The following is a 17,918-nucleotide window of genomic DNA, read 5'->3' as shown; positions in this document are numbered from 1 at the left end:
AAAAATATGAAATTAGATAAACTGCTCTTAGCTCATGGTGGTGGAGGTGAAGAGACTTTTTATCTTATTAAAGATATTTTTCTAAAATATTTTTCCAATCCAATTTTAGAACAACTTGAAGATGCAGCGGTTTTACAAGAAGAAAAGAATAAAATTGCTTTTACTATTGATGGTTTTACTGTAAAACCTATATTTTTTAAGGGTGGTAATATAGGAAAGCTTGCTATAACTGGAACTGTTAATGATTTAGTGGTAATGGGAGCAAAACCACTTTATTTAACAGTTAGTTTTATTATAGAAGAAGGTTTTTCTAAAAAAGATTTAGAAAAGATATTGAAAAGTATGCAAGAAGAAGCTCAAAAGAATAAACTATATATAGTAGCAGGAGATACCAAAATAGTTCCTAAAAAAGAAGTGGATGGAATTTTTATTACTACCTCTGGTATAGGTAAAATAGTTTATGAAGGGATTTCCTGTCAGAATATACAACCTGGAGATGTAATCATAGTTTCAGGTCCTATAGGTGATCATGGAGCATGTATTTTAGCTGAGAGAGAAGGTATAAACATGGATATTGATCTATTAAGCGATTGTGAAACTTTGTGGCCTTTGGTAGAGCCACTTTTTGAAAATAATATAGAGATTCATGCTATGAGAGATCCTACCAGAGGAGGACTTTCTGCTACACTTTATGAATGGGCTTACAGTTCTAAAGTGAACATTTTGGTAGAAGAAGAATATATTCCTGTAAGAGCTCAGGTTAAAGCTTTTTGCGAGGCTCTTGGTTTTGAACCGTATCACTTAGCTTGTGAAGGGAGAGTTGTTATAGCTCTTCCTGAAAAAATTGCAAAAAAAGCTTTAGAAATTGTTAAAAAACATCCTTCTGGAAAAGAAGCTCAGATTATTGGAAGGGTTATAGAAAAAACAGATTCTCCACAGGTTATTCTAAAAACTCTTTACGGAACTCTGAGAATTCTTGAGAATACTTCAGGAGAATTATTTCCAAGAATATGTTAAAAGAGGAGAGCTTATTAAGCTCTCCTCTTTTTAATTAGAATTGTGTAAAAACACCTATATACCAGTCTGTAGTAGAATACTCATAATTATTAGCTTTTAGATACTCCTTTAAGGCGTCTTTAGCTCTCACAAAATCAACACCTGTGGCAATTCTTGTGCTTCTTGAGAACCAGTAATCAAAACATATTCCATAACGATCATAAACTAAATCACTTTTATTGTTATATTTTCCATCTATTTCTATATATTCATATCTAAAGGCTATTCCAGGATATCCCATACCTATTTTTTCTCCATAAATAAGATGCCCTCCCAAATACCAGGTCCAAGCATCTCCTTTTTTGTATACATTAGAGACTGTTTCATAAAGATGTGTATTATGAAAGCTCATATAACCTGCTTGTAATCCTGTAATATATTTTTTAGCAAATGTTTTTTCAAGAGAGAAGTCAGCATCCCAAGCGTACCTAACAAGAGAGGAGGTTCCATAGATAGTTTTATTAAGTCCATTTAGATGCTTTTCGTGATGATAGCCTATTCCAATAGTCATAGTGTCAAATTTTCCAAGATAAGTCTGAGCCTCTCTCATAGCTGAATTAAGAGCGGTTTTTTCAGATTTAAATCCCAAAAAGGTAGGAGTAAATTCAACTCTTATATCATATTCAAAATTCTTTTTGTCTTTTACATTTCCAGTAGTGGTTGCATTAGCCCATCCACTATTAAGAGTCCATACTTTATTAGAATTTGATCTATCTTCATTAAAAATACCAACATAGTATTTAAAAAGACCATTTTTAATATAACCTGCTATAACTGTTCCAAAATCAGTTCTTTTAAAAGGATCGGATGCTTTATATCCCCCTGGATAAGGTTTGATAGCTTTTAAAGCAATTTTAAATTGATCTGGAAGAAAGATGTCTCCGTTACTTGACATAACAGGGCTAACATAACGGGATGTAAAATTATGCCTACTAAAGGGGACACGCATTTTGCCAAATTTTACCACAAACTCAGGAGCAAAACTAAATTGAATTCCTGCTTCCCATAAAGAACCTGGATTTTCGCCGGTTTTGCTATTATATTTTGCATCAAACATTCCATAAAATTGAATAAGCTTATTAATCTGTCCTTTGGCACCGATCCTGAATTTAGAAACTTGAAATCTATTGTATCTGTAATTATGATTTGTATCTTTATCCTTATTCAAGTAAAAAACTCTCACCTGAGCAGCTATATTAGCAAAGGTGTCCTCATCAACTTTAATTTGAAAACCTTGTGAAGAAGCTACAGAACTTAAAATTAAAGCTCCTGTCAATCCCAAGACTTGTAATTTTTTTTTCATCATCTATTCACCTCCTGTAAGAATTTTTTTATCAAAATTTGACAAGCAAAAATATACTCAAATTCTATCAAGTATTTTAAAAATTGCTATCAAAAAATTTTTCAGGATTTTCAATAAATTAAAAAATAAAAATTTAAAAGAACAATGAAAAATTGTTCCCTTAGGGACAATTTTGTAAAATAGATTTGTTCTATAAAAACAGAGGTTTTATTTATTTAAAAACAGAAAAGATAGTGATATAATTAATCTATGCATGAGTTTTTTATTGTTCAAAACATTATAAAAACTGTAGAAGATATTGTTCAACAATATCCTGGGAAGAAGATTACCAAAGCAGTTTTGCTTATAGGCAAATTTTCAGGAGTTGAGATAGATTTATTAAAAACAGCTTTAGATTTTTTCAAAAAGGGGAGCCCCCTTGAAAATGCAGAAATTTTTATTGAAATTGAAGATCTTAAATTAAGATGTTTGGATTGTGGAAAAGAGTTTGTAAAAGATAAATGGGATATTAGTTGTCCTTATTGCGGATCTTTAAATACAAAAGTTATTTCTGGGGAAGAAATGCTTCTTAAATCCTTGGAACTGGAAGAGGAGACCTAAGGTTTTATCCCCCATTCTTCAAGCTGTTTAAGAACTTCTTCAATAAGTTTTTCATAATTAGCTTTAACAAGTTCTGAGAGTTCTATACCCATTTCTAAGGATTCAGGTTCAATTCCTATAATAACTATTTCCTTAGGGTATTTGCCTCTTAATTTAGCAAGGGTTAAAATGTCAGAAAAACTAATTTCATGAAGTGATATTTTTTCTATGGTTTGGCTTGGGATTTCTTCATTTTTAAATTTATAAATAGTTCCAGGAGGGCTATTACCAGAGATTGCATCTATAACCAAAAGTTTTTCTGCTGATTCTATAAAAGGTAATAAAGAAAACCCTCCTACTCCTCCATCAACCAGTTCTACATTTTCTATAGATTTAAGTCTTTTTTCAAGATCTTTTACCACCTTAACTCCTATCCCTTCATCTGAAAGTAAAATATTTCCTATTCCTAAAATAACAATTTTATTTTGAGACATGAAATTAGTATAAAACATTTTAATAAAAATCAAATATTTTTTATATTATTTTTTATAATTTTTTCAAAATACTTTTGATGTATTTAAAAAAGAAGAAAAATAGAGATAAAATTTAAAAAATATTTATAAAAATCAAAAAGTGTTAGCATTTAGCTTTTTATTGATTAGATTTAAAAAAATTTCAAAATTTTTGAGATTGACATTTAAAATTAAATTTTTTAATAATAATTAAAAAATTTAAAAAAGAAGGGAGGTGAGAACTAAGTTTCAAAGGGGTTTCTTAGACATTATTGTTTTTTTAAGTGGAAATTTTAGGAATAAAACGAAAAATTAATAGGGAGGGGTTTATATGAGAAAATTTCTCTGGTGGAGTTTATGTATTTTAAACTTATTATTAGTATATAATGGTTTAGCTTTTGCTGAAAGTGGAGCAGCATCACAGGTTTCAAGTGGTTTGCCATGGTGGAGCTGGCCTATTATTCTTTTTGGATTTACTTTTATAATTGGTCTTATAGCTCCTATGTCAGGTGTAGGAGGGGGAGTATTATTTGTCCCTCTTTCTACAGCTTTTTTTCCATTTAGTGTAGACTTCATTAGAGGTACAGGACTTATTATGGCTTTAACCAGTGCTCTTTCATCTTCTCCAGAGCTTATTAGAAAGGGCTTAGCCAATGTAAAAATTATGGCTCCAGTAGTTTGTGTTTCAATGGTAACTTCTATTTTAGGTGGAATAGTGGGATTATGGATTACAAATGCTTTTCCTTCTGGAAAATACTATATTACCATTGCATTAGGAATAGTTTTATTTATTATTTTTATAGTAATGCTTACTTCAAAAAGGGTAGAATTTCCAGAAGTAAAAGAGCAGGATAACTTGTCTAAGGCTTTAGGGCTTACAGGAAGCTGGTTTGAGCCTACTTTAAATAAAATTGTGGAATATAGAATTACTCGTCTACCTGTAGGCATTTTTTTCTTTGCTTTGGTAGGTTTTATAGCAGGAATGTTTGGTTTGGGAGCAGGTTGGGCTAATGTTCCAGTTTTAAACCTTCTTATGGGAGCACCTATTAAAGTAGCAACTTCTACCAGTATGGCAATTATTGCAGTAAATGATGCTGCTGCAGCATGGATTTATATCTCTAAAGGAGCGGTTCTTCCTTTAATTGTAGTTCCTTCAGTAATAGGAATTTCTATTGGAGCCCGTATTGGAGCTAAATTAGCTGTAAAAGCCAAACCCGTGTTCGTAAAATATTTAGTTATGGCTATTATGTTACTTGCTGCAAGTTTGAATATTATTAAAGGATTAAAAGGTTTGCATATACTTTAATTAAAAAATTTATAAAAATGGGAGGTTAAATATGAATAAAGAAAATAAGGTTTATGTGGATCCTTTAAATATCACTTTTGCTAAATTTATGGAAATTACAACTTATATAGGTTTAATTGTGATGGTAATTTTCGGTTTACTCTATTTATTTGGACTTCCTGGTTTTGTAAATATGAAACATGCAATTTCTCACTGGAATTTACCGGTTAGTAAATTTTGGGAAGAAGTTAAGGGTATAAGAGTTTATGGGTATTCTTGGTTTCTTACCAATCTTACAGCTATGGATTGTCTTAGTATGGTAGGAATTTGTATTTTAGCTCTTGCACCTTTAGCTGGATTAGTATCAGGAATTTTTAAAACAAAAGGCCAAAAAGCTTATACTATATTTTTTATTATTTTGACTATAGAATTTCTTTTTGCCATATTAAAGCCTATTATTATGCCTGGTGTAGGAGGACACTAAAAATATATTAAAGCACCGTCCATTTTGGACGGTGCTTTAATATATTTTTATTCTAAAGTCTTTAGATCTTTATATTTCTATTTTATCTTGATAAAAAGTTCCAAAAAATAATAATTATATAGATGTCAATAGGTTATTGACAAATTTTTGAGATGTGATAAAGTTTTGTGAGTTAAAGATATTTGATAAGTAAGGGGATTATTGTCTTTTTAAAGATAATATTATTGAACTCTGATAGTTATTAAATAGTTGATAATTTAAAATGGCTAAAAAGGTAACTACTAAAAATCCAAATAAAGCAGCTGTTAAGAATATAAACATAAAAGAAGGAAATTTAGTAAATAAGGCTGTAAAATTTTTAAAAGATGTTAAAATAGAGGCCAAGAAAATTACTTGGCCTGAAAGGAAACAGGTTTTAATGAGTGCCTTAATGGTACTTGCTTTTAGTTTATTTATAGGGGGATATTTAGGTTTGTTAGATGTGATTTATAATTTTATAATTTCATTTTTGGTGAGATAAAGTGGCTAAGATTTGGTATTCTGTACAAGTTTGGTCTGGATTAGAAGAAAAGATAAAGAATCAGATAGAATCTTTGTTAGAAGAAAAAGGATTGAAAGATAAAATAGAAAGATTTTTTGTTCCACCTCCTAAGGATATAGAAGTTATTTTTTCACCTGAAAAACAGGTTTCTCAAAAATTTTACTCAGGATATTTTTTGGTATATGGAGATATAGATCAGGAGCTTAAGGAAGAGATAAAAAAAATAGAGGGGGTTTTAGACATAGTAGGTGGTGATAAACTTTATATTTTTAGAACAGAAGAAGTAGAAAAGCTTATTTCTCAATTAGTAGTAGAAGAAATAAAACCAAAACCAAGATACCAATTTATGCAGGGAGATAGAGTTAGAATTACAGAAGGTCCTTTTGCTAATTTTATAGGTATTGTAGATGAGGTTAAACCTGAGAAAGGAAAAGTTAAAGTTTTAGTAAGTATTTTTGGTAGAGAGACTCCTGTTGAAATAGAATTTGCATACTTACAGAAGATTTAGGAGGGATAGGGTAATATGGCTAAGAAAGTAATTGCTCAGATAAAATTGCAAATTCCTGCTGGTCAAGCAACACCAGCGCCTCCAGTTGGTCCAGCTTTGGGTCAACATGGTGTTAATATTATGGAATTTGTTAAAGCATTTAATGAAAAGACACGTGGACAAGAAGGATATATTATTCCGGTAGTGATCACAGTTTATGCTGATAGATCTTTTACTTTTGAATTAAAAACTCCACCGGCTTCAGTGCTTTTAAAAAAGGCTGCTGGAATTGAGGTGGGAGCTCATAATCCTGGTAAGGAGATTGTGGGTAAAGTAACAAGGAAACAGCTTGAAGAAATTGCGAAAATGAAGATGAAAGATATGAATGCTTCATCTTTAGAAACAGCTATGAGAACTATAGAAGGTACTGCAAAAAGTATGGGCATAGAAATTGTAGATTAGGAGAGGTGAAAAAATGGCGAAACATGGGAAAAAATATAGAGAAGCTTTAGCTAAGGTAGATAGAACTAAAAAATATTCTTTTGAAGATGCTGTAAAATTGGCTCTTGATACAGCTTATGCCAAATTTGATGAAACTGTGGAAGTGGCAGTTAATTTAGGGGTAGATCCTCGTCATGCTGATCAAATGGTTAGAGGTTCAGTAGTTTTGCCTCATGGTACAGGTAAAACAGTTAAAGTATTGGTTTTTGCTAAAGGAGAAAAAGCCAAAGAAGCTAAGGAAGCAGGAGCTGATTATGTAGGAGATGAAGATTTAATAGAAAAAATTCAAAAAGAAAACTGGTTAGAATTTGATAAAGTTATTGCTACTCCTGATATGATGCCACTTGTAAGTAGACTGGGTAAGATTTTAGGACCTCGTGGTTTGATGCCAAGTTCCAAAACAGGTACAGTAACCTTTGATGTGGCTAAGGCAGTTAGAGATATAAAAGCAGGAAAAATTGATTTTAAAGTAGATAGAGGTGGGGTTGTTCATGTTCCTGTAGGAAAGGTTTCATTTGGCGAAAAGAAACTTTTAGAAAACATGGCAGCATTTTTTGATGCGCTTTTAAAGGCTAAACCACCTGCAGCTAAAGGACAGTATATAAAAGGAATTGCTATTTCTACTACCATGGGACCTGGGATTAAAGTGGATCCCAATGATGTAAGAAATTTGATACAAAGGTATTCTGGAGATTAAAGAATTTTTAGGATAAAGCCCCTGGAGAGTCCTTCCTATGAGGGTTACTCTTGGGGCCTAAGACAGGTAGGTGCCTTTAAAGGCTTAAATAGAGGGAGTACTCCCTCAGCCTACTGAGGCGAAAGGGTGCCCTTTCGGTATGAAGAATTTATTTAAGGAGGTAAACCTTGCTTACCCGAGCACAAAAAGCAGAAATTATCAAAAATTTGAAAGAGAAGTTTCTTAAATGTGAAGGGGTTTTTATAACCACATATAGAGGATTTACAGCTGCTGAAAGTAATGAGATAAGAAAGCTTATAAGAGAAAAAGGTGGAGAATTTAGAATAGCTAAAAATACTTTAATAAGGATAGCTTCTCAGGAAACACCAGCTCATCCGGTAAATGATTATGTGGAAGGGCCAACAGCTTTGGTGTTTGTTTATAAAGACCCTGTTGAAGTTGCTAAAGTTTTACATGAATTTGTTAAAGAACATACATCCTTACAATTAAGAGGATTTGTAATTCAGGGTAAAGGTTATAATGCTGAAGCAATAGAGCAATTAGTTAAACTACCTTCTAAAGAAGTATTACTTGCTCAATTACTTGGAACCTTGCAGGCTCCTATTTCTAATTTTGTGGGAGTACTTGCTGCTGTGCTTAGAAACTTTTTATATGTGCTTAAAGCTATTGAAGAAAAGAAAGCAAAAGGTGAATAAAAGAAAATAAAAAGGAGGGTTAGAAATGCCGGTAACAAAGGAAGAAGTGATTGAATTTATTGCAAACATGAGTGTTTTAGAGTTATCTGAATTTATTAAAGAACTTGAGGAGAAATTTGGAGTATCTGCTGCTGCACCTGTTGCAGCAGTTGCTGCAGTTGGAGCTGCCCCAGGAGCTGCTGAAGGAGCAGCACCTGCTGAAGAAAAGACAGAATTTGATGTTATTTTAAGTGAAATAGGTGGTAATAAAATTCAGGTAATAAAAGCAGTAAGAGAAATTACAGGTTTAGGATTAAAAGAAGCCAAAGATTTAGTAGAAAGTGCTCCAAAACCAGTAAAAACAGGTGTTTCTAAGGAAGAAGCTGAAGAAATTAAGAAAAAATTAGAAGAAGCAGGGGCAAAAGTAGAAATAAAATAGCCTTGATCATTATTAAAAAATATTCTATAAAAGCTATAAAAGAATATAAAAGGGTTTTCCTCTTTATAAAGGGGAAAACCCTTTTTGTCATTATTTAAAATTTTCAAGGAGGGGAATTTAAACATGTCTAATTCTAATCAAAATCTCAGAGTTAGAAAAAGCTTTGCTAAAGTAAAACAAATAAAAGATGTGCCATATCTTTTAAAGATTCCCAAGGAATCTTATAATCGTTTCCTTCAGGCTAATACCCCTCCAGATAGACGAAATGATGTGGGAATTCATAGATGCTTTAAATCTGTATTTCCTATAAAAGATTATTCTGAAACAGCTGTTTTAGAATATATAGATTATAAAATCTTAGAACCAGAACTCACTCCAGATGAAGCTAAAGAAAAAGGGCTTACCTATGAAGCCCCTATGAAACTTAGAGTTCGTTTGGTTACTTATGATATGGATCCAGAAACAGGAGTAAAAAGTATAAAAGATATAAAAGAACAGGAAATATACTTTGGTGCTATCCCTATTATGACAGAAGATGGAAGATTTATTATAAATGGAACAGAAAGAGCAGTAGTTAATCAACTTCAAAGATCTCCCGGTGTTATTTTTGAAAAAGATAAAACTCATGCTAAAGCTGGAAGACTGACCTATATAGGTAGAGTTATTCCTGTAAAAGGTTCTTGGTTAGATTTTATTTATGATTATAAAGGAAGATTTTTAGTAAGAATTGATAAAAGAAAAAATATTAGTGCTACAGTATTTCTTAAAGCCATGGGATTGACTGATGAAGAAATTCTTTCTTTATTTTATCCTACAGAAAAATACAAGATTTTAGAAGATGGAGTGGAGCTATTTATAGATTATGAATTGTTATCCGGGCAAAAAGCTATGATAGATATCATACATCCGGAAACAGGGGATGTATTAGTAAAAAAAGGCAAAGTTATAAGTATAGGCATAATTAGAAGATTAAAAAAAGCAGGTATAAACACTATAAAGTTACCTGATGAGGTTCTTATAGGTAAAGCTTGTGCTAAGGAGATAGTTGATCCAGAAACAGGAGAGATATTATTAGAAGTAAATAAAGAAATTACTAAGGAAAAATTACAAGAACTTAGAGAAAAAAATATAAAAGAAATAGAAGTTCTTTTTATGGATACCCATCGTTATACTTCAGCTTTAAGAGATGCTTTAAAAACAGATAAGTCTAAAACAAAAGAAGATGCTTTAATAGAAATATACAAAAAAATGAGGCCATCCAGTCCTGTAACTTTAGAAGTAGCTGAAGCGTATTTTAGATCTCTGTTTTTTGATCCTGCTACTTATGATTTGTCTGAGATTGGAAGGTATAAGATCAACTTACGTTTAAATTTAGATATACCTATTACTCAAAGAATACTCACTTTGGAAGATATTATAGCTATATTAAAAGAATTGATTCGTTTAAAAGAAAGAGAAGAGGAAGGAGATGATATAGATAGTTTAGCCAATAGAAGAGTAAGAGCGGTAGGGGAATTGGTTGAGAATCAATTTCTGATTGGTTTAATGAGAATGGAAAGAGCCATTAAAGAAAAGCTTCAGTTACAAGAATTAGAAGCTGTTACCCCAGCAGAGTTAATTAATAGTAAACCTGTTATAGCAGCTGTAAAGGAATTTTTTGCTCAGGGACAACTTTCCCAATTCATGGATCAGACTAATGTACTTTCTATGCTCACACATAAAAGAAGGCTTTCAGCTTTAGGTCCTGGAGGATTAACAAGAGAAAGAGCGGGTTTTGAGGTTAGAGATGTTCATCCCAGTCACTATGGGAGAATTTGTCCTATTGAGACCCCTGAAGGTCCTAATATTGGTTTGATAGTGTCTCCTACTACCTATGCTCAAACCAATCCCTATGGATTTTTACAAACACCTTATAGATTGGTAAAAAACGGAAAGGTTACTAAACAGGTCATTTATTTAAATGCTGCAGAAGAAAAAGATCTGGTGATTGCTCAGTCCACTATTAGGATAGATAAAGAAGGAAATATTTTAGACGAGTATGTTCCTGCCAGAAAAAATGGTGATTTTATTGTAGCTCATAGAGATGAAGTGGATCTTGTTGATCTTTTTCCTGCACAAATAGTCAGCGTCTCCAGTTCCTTAATACCTTTCTTGGAACATGACGATGCCAACCGTGCTCTCATGGGTTCTAACATGCAAAGACAGGCAGTACCTTTAATAAAAACCCAAAGACCTCTTATTGGTTCTGGAATGGAAAAAGCTGTAGCTCTTAATTCAGGGATGATTATAATAGCTGAAAAAGATGGTATTGTAGAAGATGTAGATAGCACAAGAATAGTAGTAAGATATGACAGTAAAGAGGGAGAACTTCCAGAAATAAAAATTTATGAATTGATTAAGTGGAAAAAATCAAACCAAAATACCACTTTTAATCAAAAGCCTATAGTAAAACCAGGTCAGAGAATTAAAAAGGGTGATATTTTAGCAGATGGTCCTTCTATTGATCATGGAGAACTTGCTCTTGGAAAAGATATATTAGTAGCTTTTATGCCTTGGAGAGGATATAATTTTGAGGACTCTATAATAATATCTGAAAGATTGGTTAAAGATGATGTTTTTACTTCTATACATATTGAAGAATTTGAATGTGTAGCAAGGGAAACCAAACTTGGGAGAGAAGAAATCACCAGAGATTTACCTAATGTAGGGGACGAACTTTTAGCTAATTTGGATGAGAGTGGTATTGTTAAAATAGGGAGTTATGTAAGACCAGGTGATATTTTAGTAGGAAAAGTTACTCCTAAAGGTGAAACCACTCTTACTCCTGAAGAAAGACTTTTGAGAGCAATTTTTGGAGAAAAAGCTAAGGATGTAAAAGATACTTCTTTAAGAGTTCCAGCAGGGATAGAAGGTATAGTAATAGATACAAAAATTCTTACCCGTAAAGGTTTGGAAAAGGATATAAGAGCTAAACAGAAAGAAGATGAAGCTATAGCAAGACTATTAAGAAATCAGGCAGATATTTTAGAGGTCCTTACAAGAGGAGTAATTAATACCTTGGCTCAAGTATTACAAGGTGAAAAGGCTACAAATAATTTAGAAAAAGAAGAAGAAATTTATATTAATAAAAATGATGAATTTACTTTAGATTTATTAAAATCTATACCTGCTTCTTTGCTTTCCAAAATAAAGGATATTGTTCCATCTTCTAAGAAGGATGTGGTATCCAGGATTTTAAAAGCTTATGAGAAGAAGAGAAAACAAATTATGGATGAATATGAAGCTAAAATTAACAAAATTAAAAAAGGAGATGAGCTTCCTCCAGGTGTTTTGAAGATTGTTAAGGTATATGTAGCTATGAAGAGAAAACTTCAGCCCGGAGATAAAATGGCTGGAAGACATGGAAATAAAGGAGTTGTTTCTAAAATAGTTCCTATTGAAGATATGCCATATTTGCCAGATGGCACACCTGTAGATATGATTCTTTCTCCTCTTGGTGTTCCCTCTCGTATGAATATAGGACAGCTTTTAGAAACTCATCTTGGCTGGGCTTGTAAAGAATTAGGTAAAAAGATTGCTAAGCTTGCTCAGGAATATCAAGTAGAAAGTGTGAAAGCCTTATTAAAAGAGATTTTTTATAAGGATGAATATGAGAGATTAGTAGAAGGTAAAAGTGATGAAGAAATAATAGAACTTGCAAAAGGATTTATTGATGGAATACCCATTGCAACACCTGTTTTTGCTGGTGCTAAAGAAGAAGAGATTAAAAAATGGCTTAAGTTAGCTGGTTTAAGTGAAAGCGGAACAACTATTCTTTATAATGGTATGACAGGAGAACCTTTTAAAGAGCCTGTTACTGTAGGATATATGCATATGCTTAAATTGCATCATTTAGTAGATGATAAGATACATGCTCGTTCTACAGGTCCTTATTCTTTAATTACTCAGCAACCACTTGGTGGAAAATCTCAATTTGGCGGACAGAGATTGGGGGAGATGGAGGTCTGGGCTATAGAAGCTTATGGTGCAGCTTATACTTTACACGAATTTCTTACTGTTAAAAGTGATGATGTAGAAGGAAGAACAAAGATGTATGAAAAATTAGTAAAGGGTAAAAATTTCTTAGAAGGAGGTATGCCTGAAAGTTTTAAAGTATTAATGAAAGAATTACAAGGGCTTTGCCTTGATATAGAATTAATAGAAGAATTAGAAGATTAATATAAAAGGGGGTGTATTTATAATGAAAGAACTCCTTTCAATTTTAGAAAAACCAAAGGATTTAATGAAAATAAGAGCTATAAAATTAGGAATAGCCTCTCCTGAAAAAATAAGAGAATGGAGTTATGGAGAGGTAAAAAAGCCAGAAACTATAAATTACAGGACTTTAAAACCTGAAAAAGATGGACTTTTTTGTGCTAAAATTTTTGGTCCTGTAAGAGATTTTGAGTGTCTTTGTGGAAAATATAAAGGAATGAAACATAGAGGAGTTATTTGTGAAAAATGTGGAGTTGAGGTTATTCAGAGCAAGGTAAGAAGAGAAAGAATGGGGCATATAGAACTTGCTGCACCTGTAGCTCATATCTGGTATTTAAGAAGTATACCAAGCAAAATTGGGCTTTTACTTAATATGACTCTTAAAGAAGTGGAGTCTATACTTTATTTAGAAAAATATGTAGTTATTGAAAGTCAGATAGATGAATTTCCTGTGGGAACTATTCTTACTGAAGATAAATATTATACTCTTAAAGAAATGTATGGAGATCAAATTATAGCTGATACAGGAGCTGCTGCGATTTATGAGCTTTTGAAAAATTTAGATTTGGATAAATTAATTCAAGATATTCAAATAGAAATGCAGACCACTCACAGTGAAGCTCGTAGAAAGAAACTGGGTAAACGTTTACAATTGGCTCGTGCTTTTAAATTCTCTGGAAATAAACCTGAATGGATGATCTTACAAGTTATCCCTGTTATTCCTCCTGAATTAAGACCTTTAGTTCCTTTGGAAGGTGGAAGATTTGCAACTTCAGATTTAAATGATTTATATAGAAGAGTTATCAATCGTAATGTAAGACTGAAAAAGCTTATAGATCTTGATGCTCCTGATATCATTTTGAAGAATGAAAAAAGAATGCTTCAGGAAGCTGTTGATGCGCTTTTTGATAACGGTAGAAGAGGGCGTCCTGTAATGGGACCAAATAGAAGACCTTTAAAAAGTTTGTCTGATGTTTTAAAGGGTAAACAGGGTAGATTTAGACAGAATCTTCTTGGTAAAAGAGTGGATTTTTCTGGAAGATCAGTAATAGTTGCTGGACCTGAACTAAGGATGCATCAATGTGGTCTGCCAAAAAAGATGGCTTTAGAGCTTTTTAAACCTTATATTTACGGTTGGTTAGAAAAACATGGATATGCTACTAATATAAAGACTGCAAAAAGATTGGTAGAAGAAGAACATCCTGCAGTATGGGATGCTTTAGATGAAATTGTAAAAGAATATCCTATTATGCTTAATCGTGCTCCTACATTACACAGGCTTGGAATCCAGGCTTTTGAGCCTGTGTTAATTGATACTAAAGCTATTCAGCTCCATCCTTTGGTTTGTGTTGCTTATAATGCAGACTTTGATGGAGACCAGATGGCTGTTCATGTGCCGCTTTCTGTAGAAGCTCAGGTTGAAAATAGAGTTTTAATTCTTTCTACAAATAACATACTTTTACCTGCTAATGGAATTCCTGTTGTTTATCCTACCCAAGATATGGTTCTTGGTATTTTTTATATGACTATAGAAAGACCCTTTGCCAAAGGTGAGGGTAAAATTTTTAAGGATAAAGATGAGGTTATTTTAGCTTACCAAACAGGTGCTGTTGATTTGCAGGCTAAAATTAGAGTTAAAATAAAGGGAAAACTTATAGAAACCACAGTGGGAAGAGTAATATTTTCTACTATTGTTCCTGAAGAAATAGATTTTGAAGAATATAATAAACCACTTACTAAAAAAGAGTTGCAAAAGCTTATAGATATATCTTACCGTAGAGCAGGTCTTAAAAAGACTGTTATTTTCGCTGATAGACTTAAAGATTTAGGTTTTGCTCAAGCTACAGAGGCAGCTTTATCCATTTCTGTAGATTATTTAACTATTCCCAAGAAAAAAGCTCAAATTTTAGAAGAGGCTGAAAAAAAGGTAGCAGAGATTTGGGATCAGTATAGAGAAGGTTTAATTACTGAAAGTGAGAGATACAATAAAGCTGTAGATATTTGGTCTAATGCTACTGAAAAAGTTACGGAAGAGATGATCAAAGAAATGGAAACAAAGGAATATATAGGACCTAATGGAGAAAAGGTAAAGGGTCCAAGTTTTAATCCTGTTTATATTATGGCTTTTTCTGGGGCACGTGGTTCTAAAGATCAGATAAGACAGCTTGCAGGTATGAGAGGTTTGATGGCTAAACCATCTGGAGAAATTATTGAAACACCTATTAAGAGCAATTTTAGGGAAGGTTTGTCAGTTCTTGAGTATTTTGTTTCTACTCATGGTGCTCGTAAAGGACTTGCGGATACAGCTCTTAAAACTGCTAATGCAGGTTATCTTACCCGTAAGTTAGTAGATGTAGCTCAAGATTGTATAGTTACCGAAGAGGACTGCGGAACTATAGATGGTATAGAAATAGGACACCTTATTGAGGCAGGTGAGATTATTGAACCAGTTTGGGATAGAGTTCTTGGAAGAGTGGCTTTAGAAGATATTGTTGATCCTATATCAGGTGAAGTAATAGTAAAAGCTAATGAAGAAATAGATGAATTAGCAGTTAAAAAAATGAAAGAAGCTGGAATTGAAAAAGTTACTATTAGATCTGTTCTTACTTGTGAAGCTAAACACGGAGTTTGTAGGAAGTGTTATGGAAGAGATCTTGCCACAGGTAAATTAGTAGAGATTGGAGAGGCTGTGGGAATAATTGCTGCTCAATCAATTGGAGAACCTGGAACTCAGCTTACTATGAGAACGTTCCATATTGGAGGAGCAGTAGGTAAAGCTCTTGAACAAAATGAGCATAGAGCTCAATCTCAAGGTAAAGTGGAATTTATTAACATAAGAAAGGTAAGAAGAGAGGATGGGACATTAGTAGCTTTAAACAGACAGGGAGAAATAGCTATAGTATCTCCAGATGGCAGAATTATAGAAAAATATCCTGTAACTTATGGAGCTAAAATAAGAGTAGAAGAAAAACAGGAAGTAAAACCAGGTGATTTATTAGTAGAATGGGATCCTTATACTACACCTATTATTACTGAAGTATCAGGAAGAGTAAAATTTGGAGATATTATAGATGGAGTAACAGTTGATGAAAAAATTGATCCTACTACAGGAAGAGTTAGTATTATTGTAAGAGACTATAAACTTACAGATTATCGTCCTCGTATTTCTATAAAAGATGAAAAAGGAAGAACTATTGATCTACCTGAAGGTAGAGGAAAAGCCCGTTATGAATTGCCTGTGGGAGCAATTATTAGTGTTCAAGAAGGAGATTATGTCCATGCTGGAGATGTTATTGCAAGAATTCCAAGAGAGACTTTAAAAGCTAAGGATATTACAGGTGGTTTACCTAAGGTTACTGATCTCTTTGAAGCTCGTAAGCCTAAGGATTATGCTATTATTACAGAAATTGATGGGAGAGTTGTATTTGAAAAAGAAACAAGAGGTAAAAAGAAAATAGTTATTCAACCCGAAGTTGGAGAGCCTTTAGAGTATTATATTTCTAAAGGAAAATATATAGTTGTTAGAGAAGGAGATGTAGTTAAAGCTGGAGATCCTTTGATAGAAGGTTCTCCAAATCCTCATGATATTTTAAAAATAAAAGGGATAAAAGGAGTAGCGCGATTTTTAGTTGAAGAGATACAGGAAGTTTATAGATTACAGGGTGTTAAAATAAATGATAAACACTTTGAGGTTATTGTAAAACAAATGTTAAAAAAAGTTAAAATAAAAGAAGTGGGTGATACCAATTTCATGATAGGAGAAATTGTAGATAAAGTAAAATTTGAAGAGGAGAATGAAAAGGTTATAGCTCAGGGTGGCAAACCCGCAGTAGCAGAACCTATTATTCTTGGAATTACAAAAGCAGCGTTGCTTACAGAATCTTGGTTATCTGCAGCTTCATTCCAAGAAACTACCAGAGTTTTAACAGAGGCTTCTATTGCAGGTAAAGTAGATTATCTTAAAGGATTAAAAGAAAATGTGATCATAGGTAGACTTATTCCTGCTGGAACTGGCAGAATTATCTATGAAGAAAAAGGTTGGGTTTAAAAGCTTTTAATACTGGAGAATAAAAAAGGGGTAGGATTTAAATCCTACCCCTTTTTTATTATTTTTAAATATTAGAAGATTATTTTTTTAGACCCAAGGATTGAAGGAGATTTCTATATCTATTAAAATCGGTCCTTTTAAGATAATTTAAAAGAGCTCTTCTTTGACCAATGATTTTCATAAGACCTCTTCTTGAATGAAAATCTTTACGATGTATTTTAAGATGTTCTTCCAATTGTTTAATTCTTGCAGTTAGAAGTGCAATTTGTACTTCTGGAGACCCTGTATCATTGGGATGGCGTTGAAATTTTTCAATAATCTCTTTTTTAATTTCTGGATCTAAAGGCATAATTTATCCCTCCTTTAATTTATTTTTAAGCCTGGAGAAGGATTAACCCTTTCCCCAAGCACATTATAATTATAAACCGTTTTTTAAAAAATACAAAATTCAAAACCAAAATTCCCGCTTAAGGTTGAAGGAGTAAAAAATTTACCCAAAATCATTTTTTTCATGCTATAAATTGAAACTTTATTGTGAAGCCCTATCCAAAAATTTTAAAAAAAAATCTTCCCCAAAAATTAACTCTTCTTAAAAAATTCGTAAAAATTAAAAATAAACCCAATTAAAATTCCTACTTTAATTATTTTCTAAGCACAATACCCCCATTTTTTAAATAAAACCCCTTTTACTCCTACTCTCAAATTTTAAATAAAAACTATCTAAAAGGAAGTATTATTTAAATTATGTCTGATTTATGATAGTATAGAGAAATAAGAGAGTAAGGAGGAGGTTAAAGAAATGGAAGTAAAAGAGATTGATTTAAATGCTGAAATTGAAAAACTTATCAGAGAAGCTCAAAATTCTACTTCTTATGAGGCTTTAACCTTCATCGCTGAACAACTTCTCAATCTCCTTATGCTTAAACAAAGAGAACTATTTCTTAAACAACAAAAAGAACAAAATCCTAAAAACAAAGCTAATGGTTTTTACGAAAGAGAATTAGCTTGCCTTTTCGGTCTACTTAATCTAAACATCCCCAGAGATAGAGAAGCTCTAT

Annotated in this window: 15 protein-coding genes and 1 pseudogene; 13 read left to right on the top strand and 3 right to left on the bottom strand. The window is 32.4% G+C overall.

Features of this window, described 5'->3' with window-relative positions; genetic code table 11:
• Positions 1–6 precede the first annotated feature (6 nt).
• Positions 7–1,017, top strand: a complete 1,011-nt coding sequence (gene hypE / locus CC87_RS06355; protein WP_038057344.1) for a hydrogenase expression/formation protein HypE — start codon at positions 7–9, stop codon at positions 1,015–1,017.
• 34 nt (positions 1,018–1,051) lie between these two features.
• Here hypE and CC87_RS06350 read toward each other — a convergent pair whose 3' ends face one another.
• A complete protein-coding gene (locus tag CC87_RS06350; RefSeq protein WP_038057342.1) occupies positions 1,052–2,362 on the bottom strand; it encodes a porin in 1,311 nt (436 codons plus the stop codon).
• A gap of 246 nt (positions 2,363–2,608) precedes the next feature.
• Between CC87_RS06350 and CC87_RS06345 the strand changes: the two genes are divergently transcribed.
• On the top strand, positions 2,609–2,959 hold the full coding sequence (locus tag CC87_RS06345) for a hydrogenase maturation nickel metallochaperone HypA/HybF (protein WP_038057341.1): 351 nt from the start codon (positions 2,609–2,611) through the stop codon (positions 2,957–2,959).
• Here the strand turns inward: CC87_RS06345 and CC87_RS06340 are convergent.
• Positions 2,956–3,432, bottom strand: a complete 477-nt coding sequence (locus tag CC87_RS06340) for a HyaD/HybD family hydrogenase maturation endopeptidase (RefSeq protein WP_038057340.1) — start codon at positions 3,430–3,432, stop codon at positions 2,956–2,958. The genes CC87_RS06345 and CC87_RS06340 overlap by 4 nt on opposite strands.
• A gap of 349 nt (positions 3,433–3,781) precedes the next feature.
• Between CC87_RS06340 and CC87_RS06335 the strand changes: the two genes are divergently transcribed.
• The 10 genes from CC87_RS06335 (at position 3,782) to rpoC (ending at position 16,860) form a co-directional block, all read left to right on the top strand.
• The gene (locus CC87_RS06335) at positions 3,782–4,756 is read left to right on the top strand and encodes a sulfite exporter TauE/SafE family protein (protein WP_156955592.1); all 975 of its coding nucleotides are present in this window, start codon (positions 3,782–3,784) and stop codon (positions 4,754–4,756) included.
• A gap of 31 nt (positions 4,757–4,787) precedes the next feature.
• A complete protein-coding gene (locus tag CC87_RS06330) occupies positions 4,788–5,219 on the top strand; it encodes a hypothetical protein (protein ID WP_038057338.1) in 432 nt (143 codons plus the stop codon).
• Between the two features lie 262 nt (positions 5,220–5,481).
• Complete coding sequence (gene secE / locus CC87_RS06325) at positions 5,482–5,739, top strand: preprotein translocase subunit SecE (RefSeq protein WP_051920666.1); 258 nt, start codon at positions 5,482–5,484, stop codon at positions 5,737–5,739.
• Position 5,740: 1 nt separating this feature from the next.
• Positions 5,741–6,268, top strand: a complete 528-nt coding sequence (gene nusG / locus CC87_RS06320) for a transcription termination/antitermination protein NusG (RefSeq protein ID WP_038057335.1) — start codon at positions 5,741–5,743, stop codon at positions 6,266–6,268.
• A 15-nt stretch (positions 6,269–6,283) separates the two neighbouring features.
• Positions 6,284–6,709: a 50S ribosomal protein L11 gene (gene rplK / locus CC87_RS06315; RefSeq protein ID WP_038057333.1), complete on the top strand. Its 426-nt coding sequence runs from the start codon at positions 6,284–6,286 to the stop codon at positions 6,707–6,709.
• A gap of 13 nt (positions 6,710–6,722) precedes the next feature.
• Entirely contained in the window at positions 6,723–7,445 is a 723-nt protein-coding gene (rplA, locus tag CC87_RS06310; protein WP_038057331.1) for a 50S ribosomal protein L1, read from the top strand.
• A 167-nt stretch (positions 7,446–7,612) separates the two neighbouring features.
• A complete protein-coding gene (gene rplJ, locus CC87_RS06305) occupies positions 7,613–8,140 on the top strand; it encodes a 50S ribosomal protein L10 (protein ID WP_038057329.1) in 528 nt (175 codons plus the stop codon).
• Positions 8,141–8,165: 25 nt separating this feature from the next.
• Positions 8,166–8,558 (top strand): 50S ribosomal protein L7/L12, encoded by a 393-nt coding sequence (rplL, locus tag CC87_RS06300; RefSeq protein ID WP_038057327.1) that lies wholly within the window; start codon positions 8,166–8,168, stop codon positions 8,556–8,558.
• 123 nt (positions 8,559–8,681) lie between these two features.
• Positions 8,682–12,776: a DNA-directed RNA polymerase subunit beta gene (rpoB, locus tag CC87_RS06295; protein WP_038057325.1), complete on the top strand. Its 4,095-nt coding sequence runs from the start codon at positions 8,682–8,684 to the stop codon at positions 12,774–12,776.
• A 22-nt stretch (positions 12,777–12,798) separates the two neighbouring features.
• On the top strand, positions 12,799–16,860 hold the full coding sequence (gene rpoC / locus CC87_RS06290; protein WP_038057323.1) for a DNA-directed RNA polymerase subunit beta': 4,062 nt from the start codon (positions 12,799–12,801) through the stop codon (positions 16,858–16,860).
• Positions 16,861–16,939: 79 nt separating this feature from the next.
• Here the strand turns inward: rpoC and rpsO are convergent, their stop codons facing one another.
• Complete coding sequence (gene rpsO, locus CC87_RS06285) at positions 16,940–17,209, bottom strand: 30S ribosomal protein S15 (RefSeq protein ID WP_038057321.1); 270 nt, start codon at positions 17,207–17,209, stop codon at positions 16,940–16,942.
• Between the two features lie 450 nt (positions 17,210–17,659).
• Here rpsO and CC87_RS06280 point away from each other — a divergent pair.
• Positions 17,660–17,918 (top strand): annotated as a pseudogene (locus CC87_RS06280) (hypothetical protein); the annotation flags it as partial.

Source organism: Thermodesulfobacterium hydrogeniphilum (genome assembly GCF_000746255.1).
GTDB classification, from domain to species: Bacteria; Desulfobacterota; Thermodesulfobacteria; order Thermodesulfobacteriales; family Thermodesulfobacteriaceae; genus Thermodesulfobacterium; species Thermodesulfobacterium hydrogeniphilum.
The sequence above is the reverse complement of the archived record's forward strand: the minus strand, read 5'-3'. Positions and strand labels throughout refer to the sequence as shown.